A 16,424-nucleotide genomic window follows, 5' to 3' on the forward strand; every position below is an offset into this window, starting at 1 on the left:
GTAAAAAACGGAATAGACGGGCGTTGTTTATGTATAGACGGGATACAGCTTTTTGCCTATAAACGCGGACTGTTACCCTACGAAAGGTTGATAGAAGTCTTTAAAGATCAGATCAAAGCGCTCATCGGTGATTTTTGCCTCCCGGGCGATTATAATTGTCTTATAGTCTTATTGATTTGTAATATTGCCGAATTATATCTGTAAATTTATTTGTAGTGCACCGTGTTGTAAATCCCTTCAATGAGCCTTAAATCAAAAAGCAATACCATTACCGTCCTCATTCATATCTTAATATGGGTGGTGTTTGGACTGCTACTGTTCTTTTACCAGCCGCTTACCTGGAATGTTGAATTTCCGTACCAGTTTTGGATCAAACAAGCGGTTACCTTTTTTATACTCGTTGCAGCATATTATTTTAACAGCAAATTACTTGTTCCGCGATTTTTGTTGCATGACCGCACCGGCATGTACTTTATGGCCGTTGTAGGCGTAGTAATAGTTTTTTTATTGCTTAACAGTTGGGCCGATAAAGCGCTGCATATGCATGAGCACATGGAAGCGGTTTTTCACCGGCAGCACCGCCCGCCAAAACCAAAAGACCGCGGGGGCTGGGATATTTTTGGTACCGTTATAGTGGCGTTGGTGTTAGGGATTAGCACCAGCATTACCGCAATCCAAAAATGGCAGATGGATATCCGCCTGCGCCAGGCGCTGGAACAGGATAAGATCAGCTCAGAATTATCATTCCTGAAAGCCCAGATCAACCCTCATTTCTTTTTCAATACGCTTAATAACATTTATGCTCTTACTCATGTTAATGCCGAAACATCGCGCAAGGCATTGCACCAGCTTTCGCGCATGATGCGGTATGTGTTATATGATACGCAGCATGGCACCGCATTATTAAGCCAGGAGATAGCTTTTATCAAAGACTACATCAGCCTTATGGAACTGCGCCTTACCGAAAAAGTAACCGTTATTTTTACTCCGCCTGCACATACCGATGATGTAACCGTGGCCCCAATGATTTTTTTACCTTTTGTAGAAAACGCCTTTAAACACGGTATCAGCGCTACAGAGCCGAGTGCTATCCGCATCATTATCGATCAACATGATAGCCTGCTGGAGTTAAAGGTAGAGAATGGTATCTATAAAGATCATAACCCAAGCATTGGCGAAAATAAAGGTATCGGTTTAACCAATACCATTCGCCGGCTTGATTTGCTCTATACAGGAAAATATAAACTGGATATTACTGAGGATGTAACCGCCAATATCTATACCGTTCACTTAACCCTTAACCTGTCATGATAATTAACTGCATAGCGATTGATGATGAGCCGCTTGCGCTGGGCCTGGTTTGTGCTTTTATCGAGCAAACCCCCTTCCTGAAACTGATTGGCCGTTATAGCAGTGCCGTAGAGGCGCTTGTTGGCTTGCAGGATCAAAAGGTTGATCTTATTTTTTTGGACATCCAAATGCCTAACCTCAATGGCATGGAGCTGGCCCGGGTGCTTGACAGCCGCGGAGCAACTAAACCCCGCATTATTTTTACCACCGCCTACAACCAGTTTGCTATTGAAGGCTACCGGGTTGATGCTCTCGATTACCTGCTCAAGCCTTTTAACTACGAAGAGTTTCTGCATGCTTCAAATAAAGCCCTAACTTATTTTGAATTGGTGAATCGCTCAAATAATCCTGCAACTGCCGCCGCCGAACACGCTGAAGAAGAGGAGTACTTGTTTTTAAAGATCGAATACCAACTGGTACGTATAGCCCTTAACGAGATCTTATATATTGAAGGACTGAAAGATTATGTAAAAATCTATCTTCAGGATAAAGAAAAACCATTGCTTTCCCTCACCAGTTTAAAAGCTTTGGAAGAAAAACTGCCATCCAAACGTTTTATGCGTGTACATCGTTCATTCATTGTATCGCTCAATAAAATCAATTCCATTACCCGCAATGCCTTGCAGATAGGTAAAGTGAACATTACCGTTGGGGATCAGTATAAAGAAGCCTTCGGGGTATTTTTGAGCAAGTGGAATTGACCCGGGATCTGATTACTGGATTTTTGAATGCTGCCTGAAGATTAACTGAGCCATTCGATACTCTGCCCCTGCGATCGTGCCTCCACGATCGCCTTCAAAGCCATCAACTTTCAATGTTAATAAAGCGATTCGTGAGGACACGAATCCAGGGAATCCAATAATCCCCTAACCCCCGGTTCAGACAAAATCCTGGTACAGACAAACAAAATCCATTCTGCACAGGTTCACCCTATTGCAATTTTTCACCTCATTTTTACATCATTAAATAATATTCCCTACTTTTAAATTATGCAAAAGGTAAGTGAACTACAGGTAAGCGTATCAGACTTGAAAGCTTTTGAAGCTTTAGCCAATATACCCGATGATCAGCTGCAGTGGCTGATTGATAAAAGCGAGATCTTAACATTTGAAGATGGTGAATACCTGATGGAGCCGGGGCAGGACCTTACAGGCCCGCATTTTATCATCGAAGGCAATATGCGCTTCTTTATGATGCAGCAGGGCTCGCGCCGTGATTATACCCTGGTTGAAAAAGGAAGTATCACCGGTTATATGCCCTATTCCCGCGGACTCATAGCCAAAGGTTATGCCCAGGCTGTTGGTGAACTAACGGTATTGAGCTATCCTACGGGCGAGATCATGGAGATGATCCGGAACCACTTTGAGCTTACCCAGGCGCTGGTTCATATCATGACTACCCGCGTACGTGATTTTACTGCCATGCAACAGCAAAATGATAAAATGATGGCCTTGGGTAAATTATCGGCTGGTTTGGCTCATGAGCTTAATAACCCGGCATCGGCCATTGTACGCGACTCGTTATCATTAAGAAAGCACCTGCGTATGGTGCCTGCCCATCTGAAAAATATGTTTGCCATAAGGGCGAGTGATGAGCAGGTTGATGGTTTGACCGACGAGTTGTTCAGGATTCTGAATAAAAAGGAATGCTATACCCGCCTTACACTAAAACAGCGTACCCAGCTTGAAGACGAAATATCAGAATGGCTGGAAGATAACGGTGTTGAGGATGCCTATGATATAGCCGAAAGTTTTGTTGACTTTAGCTTTACGACCGAAAATCTGGAGGCACTAAAATCGCACATTCCTGAACATGCGGTACCCATCATTATGGGCTGGCTTAGTGCCAAGCTTATGGGCGAAAAGATGATTGAAGATATCCAGGAGTCTGCACGGCGTATTGCCGAATTGGTAAGTTCCGTTAAAACGTTTACCCATATGGACCGCGCGCAGGATAAGCAGTATGCCGATATCCACGTAGGGATCCGTAACACGATTACCATGTTGGGTTACAAGATCAGGAAGGAAAATATTACCGTAATTGAAGAGTTTGATGAAACCCTGCCCGAAGTGAAAGCGCTTATCGGCGAACTTAACCAGGTTTGGACCAACCTGGTTGATAATGCCCTTGATGCCATGGAAATAAATGAGAGAGGCACACTTACCATCCGCACAAAAAAAGATAACGACTTTGTTGAAGTAAGAATCATTGATGATGGGCCCGGCATCCCCGAAGATAATATCAGCCAGATCTACGATCCGTTCTTTACCACAAAAGAAATGGGCAAAGGTACCGGTATGGGCCTTGAAGTGGTGCAGCGTATTGTGAAGCAGCACCGCGGTTCAATAAAGGTAAAATCAAGACCCGGGCATACCGAGTTTATAGTTTGCTTCCCGATAAATGGTTAGCAAAAAACTGATTTTACCAAAAATATTAGTTAATTTGCCTGCATATTTACCCTATGAGCCGTCCGATAATATTTTCCATAGATGATGATCCGCAGGTACTGCGGTCAATAAGCCGCGATTTAAAGTCGCAGTATGGCAAAGAATATAAAATACTAAGCACAACATCGGCAAATGAGGCATATGATACCCTTATTGAACTGAAAAACAGTTCGGAGGTGGTCGCCTTATTTTTGTGCGATCAGCGCATGCCCGAAATGGAAGGCGTTAAATTTCTGGAGAAAGCGAAAAAAGTATTCCCCGAAGCTAAACGTGTACTACTGACCGCCTACTCCGATACTGATGCCGCCATTAAAGCCATCAACGATGTGCAGCTTGATTATTACCTGATGAAGCCATGGAATCCTCCCGAGGAAAAGCTTTACCCGGTAATTAATGACCTGCTTGGCGACTGGCACAGCCACTACATCCCCGAATTTGTGGGTATGAAGCTGGTAGGTTACCAGTTTTCGCCTCAATCGCACGTTATAAAAGATTTTTTAGCCGGTAACCTGATCCCTTATCGCTGGTTTGATATCGAAAAAAATATCGATTCGGCCAGTTTGCTTACCATCAATAACCGCACAACCGATGATTTGCCGATGGTTATATTTGAGGATGGCAGTTGTTTAACAAAACCAACCATAAGGGATATTGCCGATAAAATGGGTAAAAATCCAACCCAGCTCACTGATGTTTATGACGTGGTGATCATTGGTGCCGGCCCTGCAGGGTTGGCTGCTGCCGTATATGGTTCATCAGAAGGCTTAAAAACTTTATTGATTGAGCGTAAAGCACCGGGCGGACAGGCCGGTACCAGCTCCCGTATTGAAAATTATCTGGGTTTCCCGGCAGGTTTAAGCGGCGCCGATCTTACCCGTCGCGCCATAAGTCAGGCTATGCGTTTAGGCGCCGAATTTTTATCACCCCAATCTGTAAGCGATATCAAACAAAAAGATGGCTACAAAACCATTATTTTGGATGACGGGCCCGAGATCATCAGCCGTACAGTAGTAATTACCACCGGGGTTGATTACCGCAAGCTGGAAGTTAAAGGCGTTGATAACTTTACCGGGGCAGGTATTTATTATGGCGCCGCGACTACCGAAGCTTCGGCATGTACAGGTAAAGAGGTGTTTGTAATTGGCGGAGGTAACTCGGCCGGACAGGCAGCTATGTACCTTTCCAAATTTGCAAAAAACGTGCATATTATTATCCGCAGGGATGATTTGACGGCAACCATGTCTGCCTACCTGATCAACCAGATTGCCGATACGCCCAATATAAAGGTTATGCCAAATACCGAGGTAATTGAGGCCGAAGGTACCAACTGCCTTGAAAAGCTTACGGTACAAAACTGTAAAACCAAAGAATCTGAGGTTAAAACGGCTAACGCATTGTATATATTTATTGGCGCTAAACCTTATACCGACTGGATAAAGCTGGATATTATTAAAAACAGTAAAGACTTTATTGAAACCGGCCGTGAGTTGCGCAGCTATGAAAGCTTTGGAAAAGTTTGGAAGCTTAAACGCGATCCGTTCCTGTTAGAAACCAGTTGCCCGGGTATATTTGCGGCCGGCGATGTGCGTGCCGGGGCTATGAACCGCGTGGCATCTGCCGTAGGCGAAGGCTCAATGGCTATAAGTTTTGTACATAAATATCTTGCCGAAGTTTAAATTATTAATCACTACATACACCTATGGAAGAAACCTGTGCCCACATCGAAGCTGTTGAAAGCATAACCGAGCCCAAAGGCTACGTTTGTGAGGAATGCATAAAGCATCACGGTTCATGGCTGCACCTGCGTACCTGCCAAACCTGCGGCGTTACGCTTTGCTGCGATAGTTCACCCAATACGCATATGACTAAGCATTTCCACGCTACAGGCCATCCCGTAGTTATATCTGCCGAACCAGGTGAGCGCTGGCTATGGTGTTATGTAGATGAAGCCGTTAAAGGATATTAATTGGAAGTCGGAAGTCTTGAGTTCGAAGTTTTAAGTCCCAAATTGGGAGTTTTACAGTTTTGGTGTTAGTTAAAAGAAATTCCTTTCCTGGCTCTTGATTTCTTATCTCTCCATTATCCCTTAAACGACAGTGCTTTATCCAATGACCATGGACCGGAGCCTAAAATGGTAAATAGTATAAGCAGAGCCAGAGCTGTAATTGATGGCCATAACATGGTATTGATAGGTTCCTGGAAAATCCCTGTTAAAAATACTGCGCCCACCAATATAGGGATCTGAATAATGCAGCCCAAACGGGTTAATATACCCATGGCTATGAGTATACCACCAACCATGTGGGCAAATGATACATAGTATACCAGGATCATCAGCATATCTGGCGATACATTAATAACATCCTGATCGGTAATAATACCTCGCAGGTATGATGTATTTTCCATAAAAGTTATGCCTTTCACTAACAAAAATACGCCAAGAACAATACGCACAATATCCAAAACTTTAGGGTGATGAGTGTCGCCCCAGTGTTCAATTTTATGAACCAGATTCATAAAGCCCTCCTTTTAGTTTAATAATTGGTTATCAGCAACCCAGGGGCGATCAGGGAGATCAAGCGACCGAAATGCTTCTACTAAATTTAGTAACAAGTTTGTTATAAAACAAGTTTTAAGGAGAGGAAAAAAATTCGCAGACTCAAGCACGGATACTTAAACCTGTAATCGCGTTGACCGGCACTTACAGATCATACTCTGCCAGCCAACCCCGCAATCTGGTCAAATCTTTTTTTAAAGCGGTCGAAAACTCATCTTTACTAATAGACAGCTCACGTTTACCATCCTCTGCCCCGCCTAAGGGATATTCGCAGTGCAGGCTCATGGGGCCATTGATATTATACTGTTTCAGCAGGCCAAAGTATTTCTTAAAATCAACCATCCCCTCGCCTAATGGCACACTTTTCACCTGCCATTTGTCGCCCCTTTTCTCCCAGTAAAAATCTTTTACATTGATTGTTTTGGAATAAGCCTTTAACAGATCAAGTGTAACAGGCCAGGTATCGGCACCTTCGGTTGTGGCATGTCTTACATCGTACTGACAACCGATGTTATTAGGATCAAGCCCTTCAAGGCTCAGCCATAAATCCCATTGTGATGCTCCAAACAAGTCGCCGGAGTGGTTTTGATAGCCGCCGTGTATGTCATACTTTTTGTTGAGCCCTGCAAGACCGGCCAGTTGCTTATTGATAGCCCTGATATTGGCAGGTACACTGGTAGCCTTATCATAATCAAACCAGGCGGTACGATAATATTTAATGCCCAATGCTGATGCCGTTTTCAGGATCGCTTCGGTGTATTTTTCATCAGCAGTTTTAATATTGGTTACTATGGTATAAACCTTGAGCCCGGCTTTTTCAATAGCTTCAACCGCTTTAGGCAGGTCATCGGCAACACGTTCGGGCAGTACATGGCCATCGGGCCTTACGGTAAGATCGATTCCGTCAGAACCAAGCTGTGCCGCCAAAGCGGCCATATCGGCATAATTAAGCCAATGCATATGTTTAGAAAATATACTCACTTTTATTTTTTCACCCGGAGAGAGATTGCCAACAGCAGCGCCGGAATCTAAAGATGAAGGCTTAGCCAAAGCACTTAAACCCAAAGGCAAGCCGGCAACAGCTATCGCGGCCGAAGCAATAAATTTTTTGCGACTGATGTTTTCCATAGATGTTAAAATTGGTGATGCAATATGCCACTTTTTGTTGTGATTGTTTCCTGATTTTACCCACCTTTATCCAAACCTATTTATCATGATATTATTCTGGTACAGCGTGATACTGTTTGTATCCACCTTAGCGCTTAACTTTTATCTGCTTATCGGCTTTAAACAAATTAAACAGGTAAGCCGACAACCTGTGATGGACAATCCCCCACCCCTTGCCATCATTATAGCTGTGCGAAACGAGGAGGAAGACCTTGAAAAAGCCTTGCAAAGCGTTTGCCATATCAATTATCCTAAGCATCGCCTTATTGCAGTGAACGACCGCTCAACCGACCGTACCGCCGACATCCTGAAAGATTTTAGCTTACGCTATCCAAAACTTCAGGTGACTACGATAGACACTTTGCCCGACGGATGGCTTGGTAAAAACAACGCACTTTACCAGGGTTACCTTAGCAGTACTGAAGAATGGATGCTTTTTGCCGATGCTGATATCGTTTTTCATCCTGATGCTATTAACCAGGCTGTCGGTTATGCAGTTAAACACGAGGTTGATCATTTAACCATGTTACCTGAGTTGATCTCCCGGTCGTCAATTTTAAACAGTGTATTTGCCACATTAAGTATTATGCTCATGATTGCCATGAAACCATGGGAGGCCAAAAACCCGAAATCAAAAGCATCGTCGGGCATAGGGGCTTTCAATTTGGTCAGACGTACAGCTTATGAAAAAATTGGCACGCATGTACGCATAAAACTGCGCCCGGATGATGATCTTCAACTTGGTCAATTGATAAAAAAAGAAGGTTTACGGCAGGATGTTTTAGCCGGTAAGGGTTACGTTTGCCTGGAATGGTATAAAAATCTTGGTGAGCTTGGGCGCGGTGTGCAGAAAAACTCATTTGCTGTTGCCAACTATAATCTTGTGCAAGCCATTATTAACGTGCTGAATATGTTATTAACAGTAGCTCTGCCCATGCCGTTGATGTTTATTTTCGGCACTGCAGGTATCCGCATCATGGCTGCTATTATGCTGGTATCCCATATTATTTATATGATGATAGTGCCACCAAATAAGTGGTGGTATGCATTCATGATACCCTTTTCGGGGCTATTTCTGGCCTGGCATTTTTTAAAAGCATCAATAATAACAGTTGTACAGGGCGGCATTTACTGGCGCGAGAGTTTTTACTCGCTTGATATGTTGAGGGGAAAGTGATAAAATTGGGTTTATTACGATCCCGACATCTTATACCGAATGACGGAACGGAGATGTCATTTCTCAATCAAAGCCCAACGAATTTCAAAACTCAGAAGCGATATGCCCGTCAAATTTAAATTCCAATCACATTACATTAAAGCGTTTTAAAACACTATTTTTAGCGCCTCAAATATTGGTGCTTGAATATCAGTAAAATGATGTTCAGGAACACCGATCATATACGGTTAACAGCAACATAAAAATGAAAGTTTTAAAATTTGGTGGGACATCAGTAGGTAGCCCCGCCCGGATGAAAGCGCTGCTTGATATCATTAACCCGGCCGAGCGCCAGGTAGTGGTGCTATCGGCAGTGTCAGGCACAACAAACAGCCTCGTAGAAATTGGACAAGCATATCTCGCCGGCGATAAGAAGAAGGCAGTGCAGCTTATTACTATCCTAAAGGATAAGTACGAAATTTTTATTAAGGAATTGTTTGCGAAACCCGAATTTTTAGCCCAGGGCAAAGAGGTTATCGACTATCATTTTTCGTTGCTCAGCAACCTGGCCAATGATCTTTTCACCCATATTGAAGATAAGATCATCGTTGCACAGGGCGAACTGCTTTCAACTACCCTCTATCATGTTTATTTAAAGGAGATAGGTATCCCATCGGTATTGCTGCCTGCCCTGGATTTTATGAAGATAGATGAGGATAATGAGCCCATTGTTGATCATATTACCGAAAACCTGCTCCCGCTGCTTGATAAGCACCCCGAAGTAAACTTGTTTATTACCCAGGGATATATTTGCCGCAATGCTTATGGTGAGATAGATAACCTGCGCCGCGGCGGCAGCGATTATACCGCTTCATTGATTGGTGCCGGCATCCGCAGCGAAGAGGTACAGATCTGGACAGATATCGACGGCATGCACAATAACGACCCGCGGATTGTAAAAGGCACACAGCCTATTGCTCAGCTATCGTTTGATGAAGCTGCTGAGCTTGCCTATTTTGGTGCCAAAATTCTGCACCCGCAAAGCGTGTTCCCTGCTCAAAAATATAAGATCCCGGTTCGTTTATTAAACACAATGGATCCTAAAGCGCTGGGTACCCTGATCACCAATACCAGCGAAAAGGACAAGATCAAATCTATAGCTGCTAAGGATGCCATCACGGCTATCAAGATCCAATCGAGCAGGATGCTTTTGGCACATGGCTTTTTACGCAAGGTATTCGAGGTATTTGAACGTTATAAAACATCTATCGATATGATCACCACATCAGAAGTTGGTGTTTCTGTTACCATCGATGATACCACTTACCTGGGCGACATCACCAAAGAATTAAACGCTTACGGTTCGGTGGAAATTGATGTAAACCAAACCATTATTTGTGTGGTAGGTGATTTCGGGGCCGAAAAACATGGGTATGCCGCACGTGTGCTTGAAGCTGTTAAACATATCCCTTTAAGGATGATATCATACGGTGGCAGTGATCACAACCTGTCGTTACTGGTTAAAACAGAGGATAAGGTTGAGGCTTTAAGGAGTTTACATAACAGGCTGTTTTAAACCCCCTTTAAATCTCCCCCGGTAGGGGAGACTTTTCTTTTTTTAATAATTTTTCGGGCCATTAATTAAAAGTCCTCCCTACCGGGGAGGATTTAGGTGGGGCCGGTTTAGTTTAGATATTACCCATGTTCACAAGTAAAACTATAGATAAATTCAACGGCTTAGATACCCCGTTTTATTACTACGATCTCGAGGTGCTTAAAAACACCCTAAGCGCCTGCCGCGATGCATCTGCAAAGCATGGTTTCCATGTGCATTATGCCATGAAGGCCAACTTTAACCCAAAAGTCATTGACACCATACAAACCTATGGCTTTGGCGCCGATTGCGTGAGCGGTAATGAAGTTCGGGCAGCCATTGATCATGGCTTTGATAAAAGCAAAGTTGTATTTGCAGGTGTAGGCAAATCAGACCGTGAAATAAACCTGGCCCTTGATGCGGATATCTTCTGCTTCAATGTCGAATCCATTCAGGAGCTTTTCATTATTGATGGCCTTGCTAAAGCAAAAAACAAAAAAGCCGGTGTGGCTATCCGCATTAACCCGAATGTTGATGCACATACTCACCATTTCATCACCACCGGACTTGATGAAAACAAGTTCGGCATCAATACCTGGCAATTACCTGATGTTGCTGCTGCTTTGCGCAAATGTGATAACCTGCAATTTTTAGGGATCCACTTCCATATTGGTTCACAAATTACCGACCTTGAAGTTTACAAAAACCTGTGTACCCGCATTAATGAAATGCAGGATTGGTTTGAAGATCGTGGCTTCTCGATAAAAGTGCTTAATACCGGCGGTGGCCTCGGGGTTGATTATTACAGCCCGGATAACAACATAGCTGATTTTGAAGCCTACTTCCAGGTGTTTAAAAACTTCCTGAATGTTAAGCCGGGACAAGAAGTACATTTTGAGCTTGGCCGTGCACTGGTAGCCCAAAGTGCTTCGCTTATATCGCGTGTATTGTATGTTAAAAACGGGCAGAAAAAGAACTTCCTGATCCTTGACGCCGGCATGACCGAGCTGATTCGTCCGATGCTTTATCAGGCTTATCACCAGATAGAGAATTTAAGCCGGAAGTCGGAAAGTTCGGAAGCCGGAAAGTCCGAAAGTTTAAAGTATGACGTTGTTGGGCCGATATGTGAAAGCACGGATTGTTTTCAGAAGGATGTGAGCCTGCCTGAGTCATTCCGCGGCGACTTGATAGCTGTACGTACCGCTGGCGCTTATGGTGAGGTGATGGCATCAGGCTATAACCTGCGCGACAGAGTTGGCAGCGTTTATTCTGAATAAGCTATCTGAACCTGTGGCCAAGTCTTAGCTGTACATAGGTACCAGCTTCAACAACGGCCATATAATTTTAATCTGCATAAAATAACGGTTGGGTCGGCATTTTCATTAATGGTTAATGATGCCGAAGTATGCTGAATAAATACCTGGCAAATACCGGTTTTTAACTCTTGTATTTGAGGCAATGCATTCATTACTTCGCTGTCATAAGATGGGAGCCTTTTTTGCGCTCCCTAAGCTGAAGCATTTGCTGAAATATTTTCATAAACAGTTTGCTTCATAACAGTGTTGCAAACATATCTATAAAGATTGTTCCGTTTTGTTTTGAATGGTGTGCCAATTAAAAAATTGTTTACAGGTTTACATTGCTTACGCAGCGATGGCGGGATTCAGATCATCGCTTTCAACTGAGAACAGGCGATTAATGAACGCCTTTATCTTTTCGATGAAACTTTTCCTGACCGGTTTTTCAACCCTTTGAATTTGATCATCGTCCGGAGGATTTGGGGTATCTGCATCCTGCATTTCTTCCAAAACAATTTCACGGATCTCAGGGTCACGGTTTACGATCTCATCCAATTCGGTGAGCTCGTTAAAGGTGGCTATACCGTTTTTTTGCCGCTTAATAAGTATTTCAAAACGGTCCTGGTTGAAAGTACGCCTTTCCAGTTGCTTGCCGTGTCTCATGATATATACAGTAATCTTTATTAAGAACTCAAATTAAGTGCCATGTATTTATGATATTGATATTCAATTAATTGCTGTTGTTTTTAATGCAATAATGTGCATCGTTATGATACATTTATTGTTCGTTTTCGTGCAGGGGTATCTATTATTTAAATAGGTTTTGATGAGCCGTATTGGTACTTTTAACGTAAATATCTGTTAGTTATGAATTGGTGGCCATATGAAAAATTTTCCATTATAAGTCCGCTCAACCCCGAAGAGGTAAGATTAAGATTGACAGAACAAGTAAGCCCCTGCTTTCACAGGAAGTTTCTTTGAACAATTAACCAACAGGTATCCCACTCCTTTTAAAAGGTATGTAAATATTAGTGAGTTTAAAATTGAACCCGTAGTTGTTGGTAGGAATTCGTTTATACCTTTGATAAAGGGGCGCGTGGAGTTTGCGGAAACGGGAAGTTGTCTTTATATAACCATGGCTATGCACCAGGAAATAGAATATATTATCATTGGAATGGCTGCTTTTTTAATGGTCGCGGGTTTTGGCGGTTGGATACATTCTTCAATGTCTGATAGGTTTGATCCTTTATCAATAACTCCATTTGGTATGTTGGTATTCATTTATCTTATTATGATATATGGCTTCAACTCGGAAAGTAATAGCTGTAAATCTTTTTTATTAGAATTATTAGAAGGAGATTATGAGCGATAGCACTACCACAAAACAAATACAGGGCATAGCCCCCTTGCTTCAGGTTTTTGATATGCCCGTGGCCTTAGGATTTTACCGCGATGTGCTGGGTTTTGAAATAGTGCAGGCATCGGGCGAAGGAGATGATGTTGATTGGGTTTTATTGAAACTTAATGGTATAGAACTAATGCTCAACACCGCGTACGAAAAGCCAGGCCGCCCTTTCGAGCCCGATGAACAGCGTGTTTCTGCCCATGCCGATACTTCACTTTATTTTGGCCACCCCGACATTGATATACTATACAGCTATTTATTAAGTAAGGGCATGCACCTTAAACAACCTCAAATTACGGGTTATGGCTGGAAAGCCATTTATCTGCTTGATCCGGATGGATATCTGTTGTGCTTCCACTGGCTTGTACCATAATATTATAACCGCTCATAGTGAGATTCCGGCCCGTCTGCTGCAAGGGGAACTGTTCCGTAGAAAGTGAGTATTTTGCCTTCTATCCTAAAAAATGTGATGCTGTTGCTGGAGGTATCATTGTCATACATGATCTGCTCATGTGCATTGTCATATTTACGGGTACGATAAGTGCCGCTGTTTATCAGGGTGTCTTTTTTAAATCGTTTGTAGGTACTGGCGGTAAAAACAATAATGTTGCCGTTGCCTGCCTTTATCGAATTGGGATCTTTAGGAGGTTCGCAGTAGCAACTGGTGCCGCGGTACTCCCACCTGCCAATCAACTGATCATTATTAGGGGTATTGTCTTTTTTACAGCCTGATAAAACGGCGAGCACGCCAAATAAAAACAGCTTTTTCATAGCATAAGGTTTATAATACTTTACGTTAATACCAGGCAAAACGCTACAAATTAACTTTGTTAGTAACACTTTCAATACACAATCTGCAGGCATCAATTAATTGATAACTTTGGTGTAAACCAATGTATTTCCTATAAAATTTATGAAGCAGCATAACTTATCAAGGCGCAGGTTTATTGGCAGCAGCGCACTTGCCGCAGCGGGGCTTTTAGCATTTTCAAAATCATCATTCGCCGGCGTGGTTTCAGGCAGGGTTGATAAACCCAACTCGCTTATCAATGGCGTACAAATAGGCGTGATCACCTACTCATTCAGGAGCATGCCGGGCACAATCGAAGATTTACTGAGGTACTGTATCGACTGTAATATTAACGCCATTGAACTTATGGGCGATGCCGCCGAAATGTACGCCGGTGCCCCTAAACATGAAGCTGGCGAAGGCTGGGCTGCATTTGGGAAAAAGATGGCCGAATGGCGCGTCTCCGCGCCAATGGATAAATTTAAGGAGATCAGGAAGATGTACCATGATGCCGGTGTCAATATTTATGCCTGGAAACCCAATGCCCTCGGTACTAAAAACAGCGATGCCGAAATTGATTATGCCTTTAACGCAGGGAAAGCTTTGGGTGTAAATCATGTAACTGTTGAGTTGCCTGATGAGGTTCAAACCAAACGCCTTGGTGATATAGCCGCCAAACATAAAATGATGGTTGGCTACCATGCCCACACCCAGGCCACGCCAACCCTTTGGGACGCGGCCCTGGCCCAGTCAAAGTATAACGGAATTAATTTGGATATCGGCCATTATGTGGCAGGTACCAGCAGCAGCCCCGTTCCCTTTATTGAAAAATATCATGACCGTATAACCAGTATGCACATCAAAGACCGTAAGTTTCATGACGGTCCCAATCAGCCCTGGGGGCAGGGAGATACCCCGATAAAAGAAGTGCTGCAACTGCTTAAAAATAACCATTATAAATTCCCGGCCACTATTGAGCTGGAGTACAAGATACCTGAAGGATCAGATGCGGTAAAAGAGGTGAAAATTTGCAGGCAGTTTGCTGCTGATGCACTGGCATAAAGTATTATATTAGTTTATCCGTGATTTGTAAATTTATGTTTATTTGAATATAGATATGGATAACTCATGTAAACTAAAGTTGGAGTGGATTCCTGCCGCTTATAGCAGAATAACAGACCATAGTTTTAACGATACGTCGGCTGATAAGCTTAAACAAGCGCAACCTGCAAACGGGATTTATCAAAGCGGCAAAGGCTTTACAAAGCACAAGATTTACCGGCGGAAACCGTAAGAAGTTGCTTTGCTGATGTTCGGCGTAATAGTCTATCTTTATCAAATGGAATCTAAAATATTTTCATACAAGGCAGATGGCGTTATACTTACCCCGGTTGACGATCAGTTAAGTATCAGCCCCGTATTTGATCGCAAAGAATTGCTGAGCAAACTGAAGGACCTTTTTCACGATGATGACTATAAAGTTGATGACCGTACCCTCGATTATAAAATTAAGGATGGTCAGCTTTACATTGAAGGCGTAGTAACGAAACAGGTTCCGGCAAAATCGATAGGATTTATGGGCGGAAAGTAATTAACTGCAATACCCCGACCTGATTTTTATGCTTGTCTTTTTTGGGGATCAATTAATGGCGTTTCTTTCCTAAACCCGTTTAATCAAGCCTGTTTACTTTGTAATTTAATGCTGCAGTTGTACCTCCGGTTACATCAATGGTAACGCCTGTAATCTGGCCAGCTAGATCCGATGCCAGAAAAACCGCGGTATTAGCAATATCGGCCATTAAGGGTAGTTTTTTGAGCATGGTATCAGCTTCCATTTTTTTTAAGATAGGGTCCATAACATCGGGCGTGGCGTCAATTGCGGTTTTAAACACGCGCGAATCGGGCGAGCCTCCCGATCGGATATTAACCACGCGGATGCCGTAAGCACCCAATTCGGATGCCAGTGTCCGCGAAAAACTTTCAACACCGCTGCAAGCAGGGCCAAAGCCACCTGTGTGAGGATAGCCTATACCTCCTGGCGTAGCTGTAAGGGATAAGATTACTCCGGATTTTTGTTTCATCATTACTTTGCCTGCTGCAATGGCCGTCATGAAGCGGGTTTGCATCGTAAGCGTAATCGGCTTTACAAAATCTTCGGGCGATATTTCGGTAAGCGGTACGTTCTGCACCACATTAACCCCAACGGCGTTAAAGGAAATATCAACTGTTCCGGCGTTATTTACTATTCGCTGTAAATGCTGGTTGATTGCTGTCTCGTCAAATGCATCCACTATGGCTGTTTCGGCTAAGCCGCCTAACGCAGTAATTTCGTTGGCTACCTTTTGAACCGATTTCTGGTTGGGCCCGGTTAAAAATACTGTTGCTCCTGCGGCTGCAAAAGCCTTTGCAACTGCGCCGCCCAATGAGCCGCCCGCACCGTAAATTACCGCGTTTTTATTTTGAAGTGTCATCATTGGTTAGTTTTAATAAAGGTAGCCCCAAAAATGCCAGGCTGCTTGACAAACATAATTGTAAATGTTGTTTATGAGAAGGAGCAAAGATGACAAATGAAGGGCGTGTTTAGGACAGGTGTTAAATTTATACACTTCCTACAATTAATTCAACCTGATAACTCTTTGCTTTATATCCTAAAATCCGGC

The 16,424-nt window shown here is 43.2% G+C and carries 18 protein-coding genes; 12 read left to right on the forward strand and 6 right to left on the reverse strand.

The window, feature by feature from the left end; genetic code table 11:
• Positions 1-240 precede the first annotated feature (240 nt).
• From ACEN82_RS04810 to ACEN82_RS04830, 5 genes are all read left to right on the forward strand, one after another.
• Complete coding sequence (locus ACEN82_RS04810) at positions 241-1,311, forward strand: sensor histidine kinase (RefSeq protein ID WP_413319592.1); 1,071 nt, start codon at positions 241-243, stop codon at positions 1,309-1,311.
• Positions 1,308-2,051: a LytR/AlgR family response regulator transcription factor gene (locus tag ACEN82_RS04815; RefSeq protein WP_413319594.1), complete on the forward strand. Its 744-nt coding sequence runs from the start codon at positions 1,308-1,310 to the stop codon at positions 2,049-2,051. Before ACEN82_RS04810 ends, ACEN82_RS04815 begins: the two co-directional genes overlap by 4 nt.
• A 288-nt stretch (positions 2,052-2,339) precedes the next feature.
• Positions 2,340-3,758: an ATP-binding protein gene (locus tag ACEN82_RS04820; RefSeq protein WP_413319596.1), complete on the forward strand. Its 1,419-nt coding sequence runs from the start codon at positions 2,340-2,342 to the stop codon at positions 3,756-3,758.
• Between the two features lie 53 nt (positions 3,759-3,811).
• A complete protein-coding gene (locus tag ACEN82_RS04825; protein ID WP_413319598.1) occupies positions 3,812-5,473 on the forward strand; it encodes an FAD-dependent oxidoreductase in 1,662 nt (553 codons plus the stop codon).
• Between the two features lie 23 nt (positions 5,474-5,496).
• Positions 5,497-5,763, forward strand: a complete 267-nt coding sequence (locus tag ACEN82_RS04830) for a UBP-type zinc finger domain-containing protein (RefSeq protein ID WP_090533305.1) — start codon at positions 5,497-5,499, stop codon at positions 5,761-5,763.
• A gap of 113 nt (positions 5,764-5,876) precedes the next feature.
• Here ACEN82_RS04830 and ACEN82_RS04835 read toward each other — a convergent pair whose 3' ends face one another.
• A complete protein-coding gene (locus ACEN82_RS04835) occupies positions 5,877-6,314 on the reverse strand; it encodes a DoxX family protein (RefSeq protein WP_413319600.1) in 438 nt (145 codons plus the stop codon).
• 184 nt (positions 6,315-6,498) lie between these two features.
• Complete coding sequence (locus ACEN82_RS04840) at positions 6,499-7,482, reverse strand: sugar phosphate isomerase/epimerase family protein (RefSeq protein ID WP_413319602.1); 984 nt, start codon at positions 7,480-7,482, stop codon at positions 6,499-6,501.
• A gap of 85 nt (positions 7,483-7,567) precedes the next feature.
• Between ACEN82_RS04840 and ACEN82_RS04845 the strand changes: the two genes are divergently transcribed.
• The 3 genes from ACEN82_RS04845 to lysA all read left to right on the forward strand — a co-directional run bounded on the left by ACEN82_RS04845 (position 7,568) and on the right by lysA (position 11,548).
• Positions 7,568-8,698 carry a glycosyltransferase family 2 protein gene (locus tag ACEN82_RS04845; RefSeq protein ID WP_413319604.1) on the forward strand — a complete coding sequence of 377 codons (1,131 nt, stop codon included), beginning with the start codon at positions 7,568-7,570 and terminating at the stop codon, positions 8,696-8,698.
• A gap of 244 nt (positions 8,699-8,942) precedes the next feature.
• Positions 8,943-10,253: an aspartate kinase gene (locus ACEN82_RS04850; protein ID WP_091170343.1), complete on the forward strand. Its 1,311-nt coding sequence runs from the start codon at positions 8,943-8,945 to the stop codon at positions 10,251-10,253.
• A gap of 125 nt (positions 10,254-10,378) precedes the next feature.
• A complete protein-coding gene (lysA, locus tag ACEN82_RS04855; RefSeq protein WP_413319606.1) occupies positions 10,379-11,548 on the forward strand; it encodes a diaminopimelate decarboxylase in 1,170 nt (389 codons plus the stop codon).
• Between the two features lie 47 nt (positions 11,549-11,595).
• Here the strand turns inward: lysA and ACEN82_RS04860 are convergent, their stop codons facing one another.
• Together ACEN82_RS04860 and ACEN82_RS04865 are read right to left on the reverse strand one after the other, a co-directional pair.
• Complete coding sequence (locus ACEN82_RS04860; RefSeq protein ID WP_354486364.1) at positions 11,596-11,739, reverse strand: YjbQ family protein; 144 nt, start codon at positions 11,737-11,739, stop codon at positions 11,596-11,598.
• Between the two features lie 175 nt (positions 11,740-11,914).
• Positions 11,915-12,232 carry a hypothetical protein gene (locus ACEN82_RS04865; RefSeq protein WP_413319608.1) on the reverse strand — a complete coding sequence of 106 codons (318 nt, stop codon included), beginning with the start codon at positions 12,230-12,232 and terminating at the stop codon, positions 11,915-11,917.
• A 433-nt stretch (positions 12,233-12,665) separates the two neighbouring features.
• On the opposite strand from ACEN82_RS04865, the gene ACEN82_RS04870 reads away from it, so the two are divergent.
• Together ACEN82_RS04870 and ACEN82_RS04875 are read left to right on the forward strand one after the other, a co-directional pair.
• Positions 12,666-12,941, forward strand: coding sequence for a hypothetical protein (locus tag ACEN82_RS04870; RefSeq protein ID WP_495644081.1), 276 nt, complete (start codon positions 12,666-12,668; stop codon positions 12,939-12,941).
• On the forward strand, positions 12,931-13,347 hold the full coding sequence (locus ACEN82_RS04875; RefSeq protein WP_413319610.1) for a VOC family protein: 417 nt from the start codon (positions 12,931-12,933) through the stop codon (positions 13,345-13,347). The genes ACEN82_RS04870 and ACEN82_RS04875 overlap by 11 nt, the downstream gene beginning before the upstream one ends.
• Positions 13,348-13,349: 2 nt before the next feature.
• Here ACEN82_RS04875 and ACEN82_RS04880 read toward each other — a convergent pair whose 3' ends face one another.
• On the reverse strand, positions 13,350-13,745 hold the full coding sequence (locus ACEN82_RS04880; RefSeq protein ID WP_139160046.1) for a hypothetical protein: 396 nt from the start codon (positions 13,743-13,745) through the stop codon (positions 13,350-13,352).
• Positions 13,746-13,887: 142 nt separating this feature from the next.
• Here ACEN82_RS04880 and ACEN82_RS04885 point away from each other — a divergent pair, with 142 nt between their 5' ends.
• Positions 13,888-14,826, forward strand: coding sequence for a sugar phosphate isomerase/epimerase family protein (locus ACEN82_RS04885; protein WP_413319612.1), 939 nt, complete (start codon positions 13,888-13,890; stop codon positions 14,824-14,826).
• Between the two features lie 277 nt (positions 14,827-15,103).
• Positions 15,104-15,355: a hypothetical protein gene (locus tag ACEN82_RS04890; protein WP_413319614.1), complete on the forward strand. Its 252-nt coding sequence runs from the start codon at positions 15,104-15,106 to the stop codon at positions 15,353-15,355.
• A 79-nt stretch (positions 15,356-15,434) separates the two neighbouring features.
• Here the strand turns inward: ACEN82_RS04890 and ACEN82_RS04895 are convergent, their stop codons facing one another.
• Positions 15,435-16,238, reverse strand: a complete 804-nt coding sequence (locus ACEN82_RS04895; protein ID WP_413319616.1) for an SDR family NAD(P)-dependent oxidoreductase — start codon at positions 16,236-16,238, stop codon at positions 15,435-15,437.
• Positions 16,239-16,424: the final 186 nt, after the last annotated feature.

It is taken from the genome of Mucilaginibacter sp. Mucisp73 (assembly GCF_059491465.1).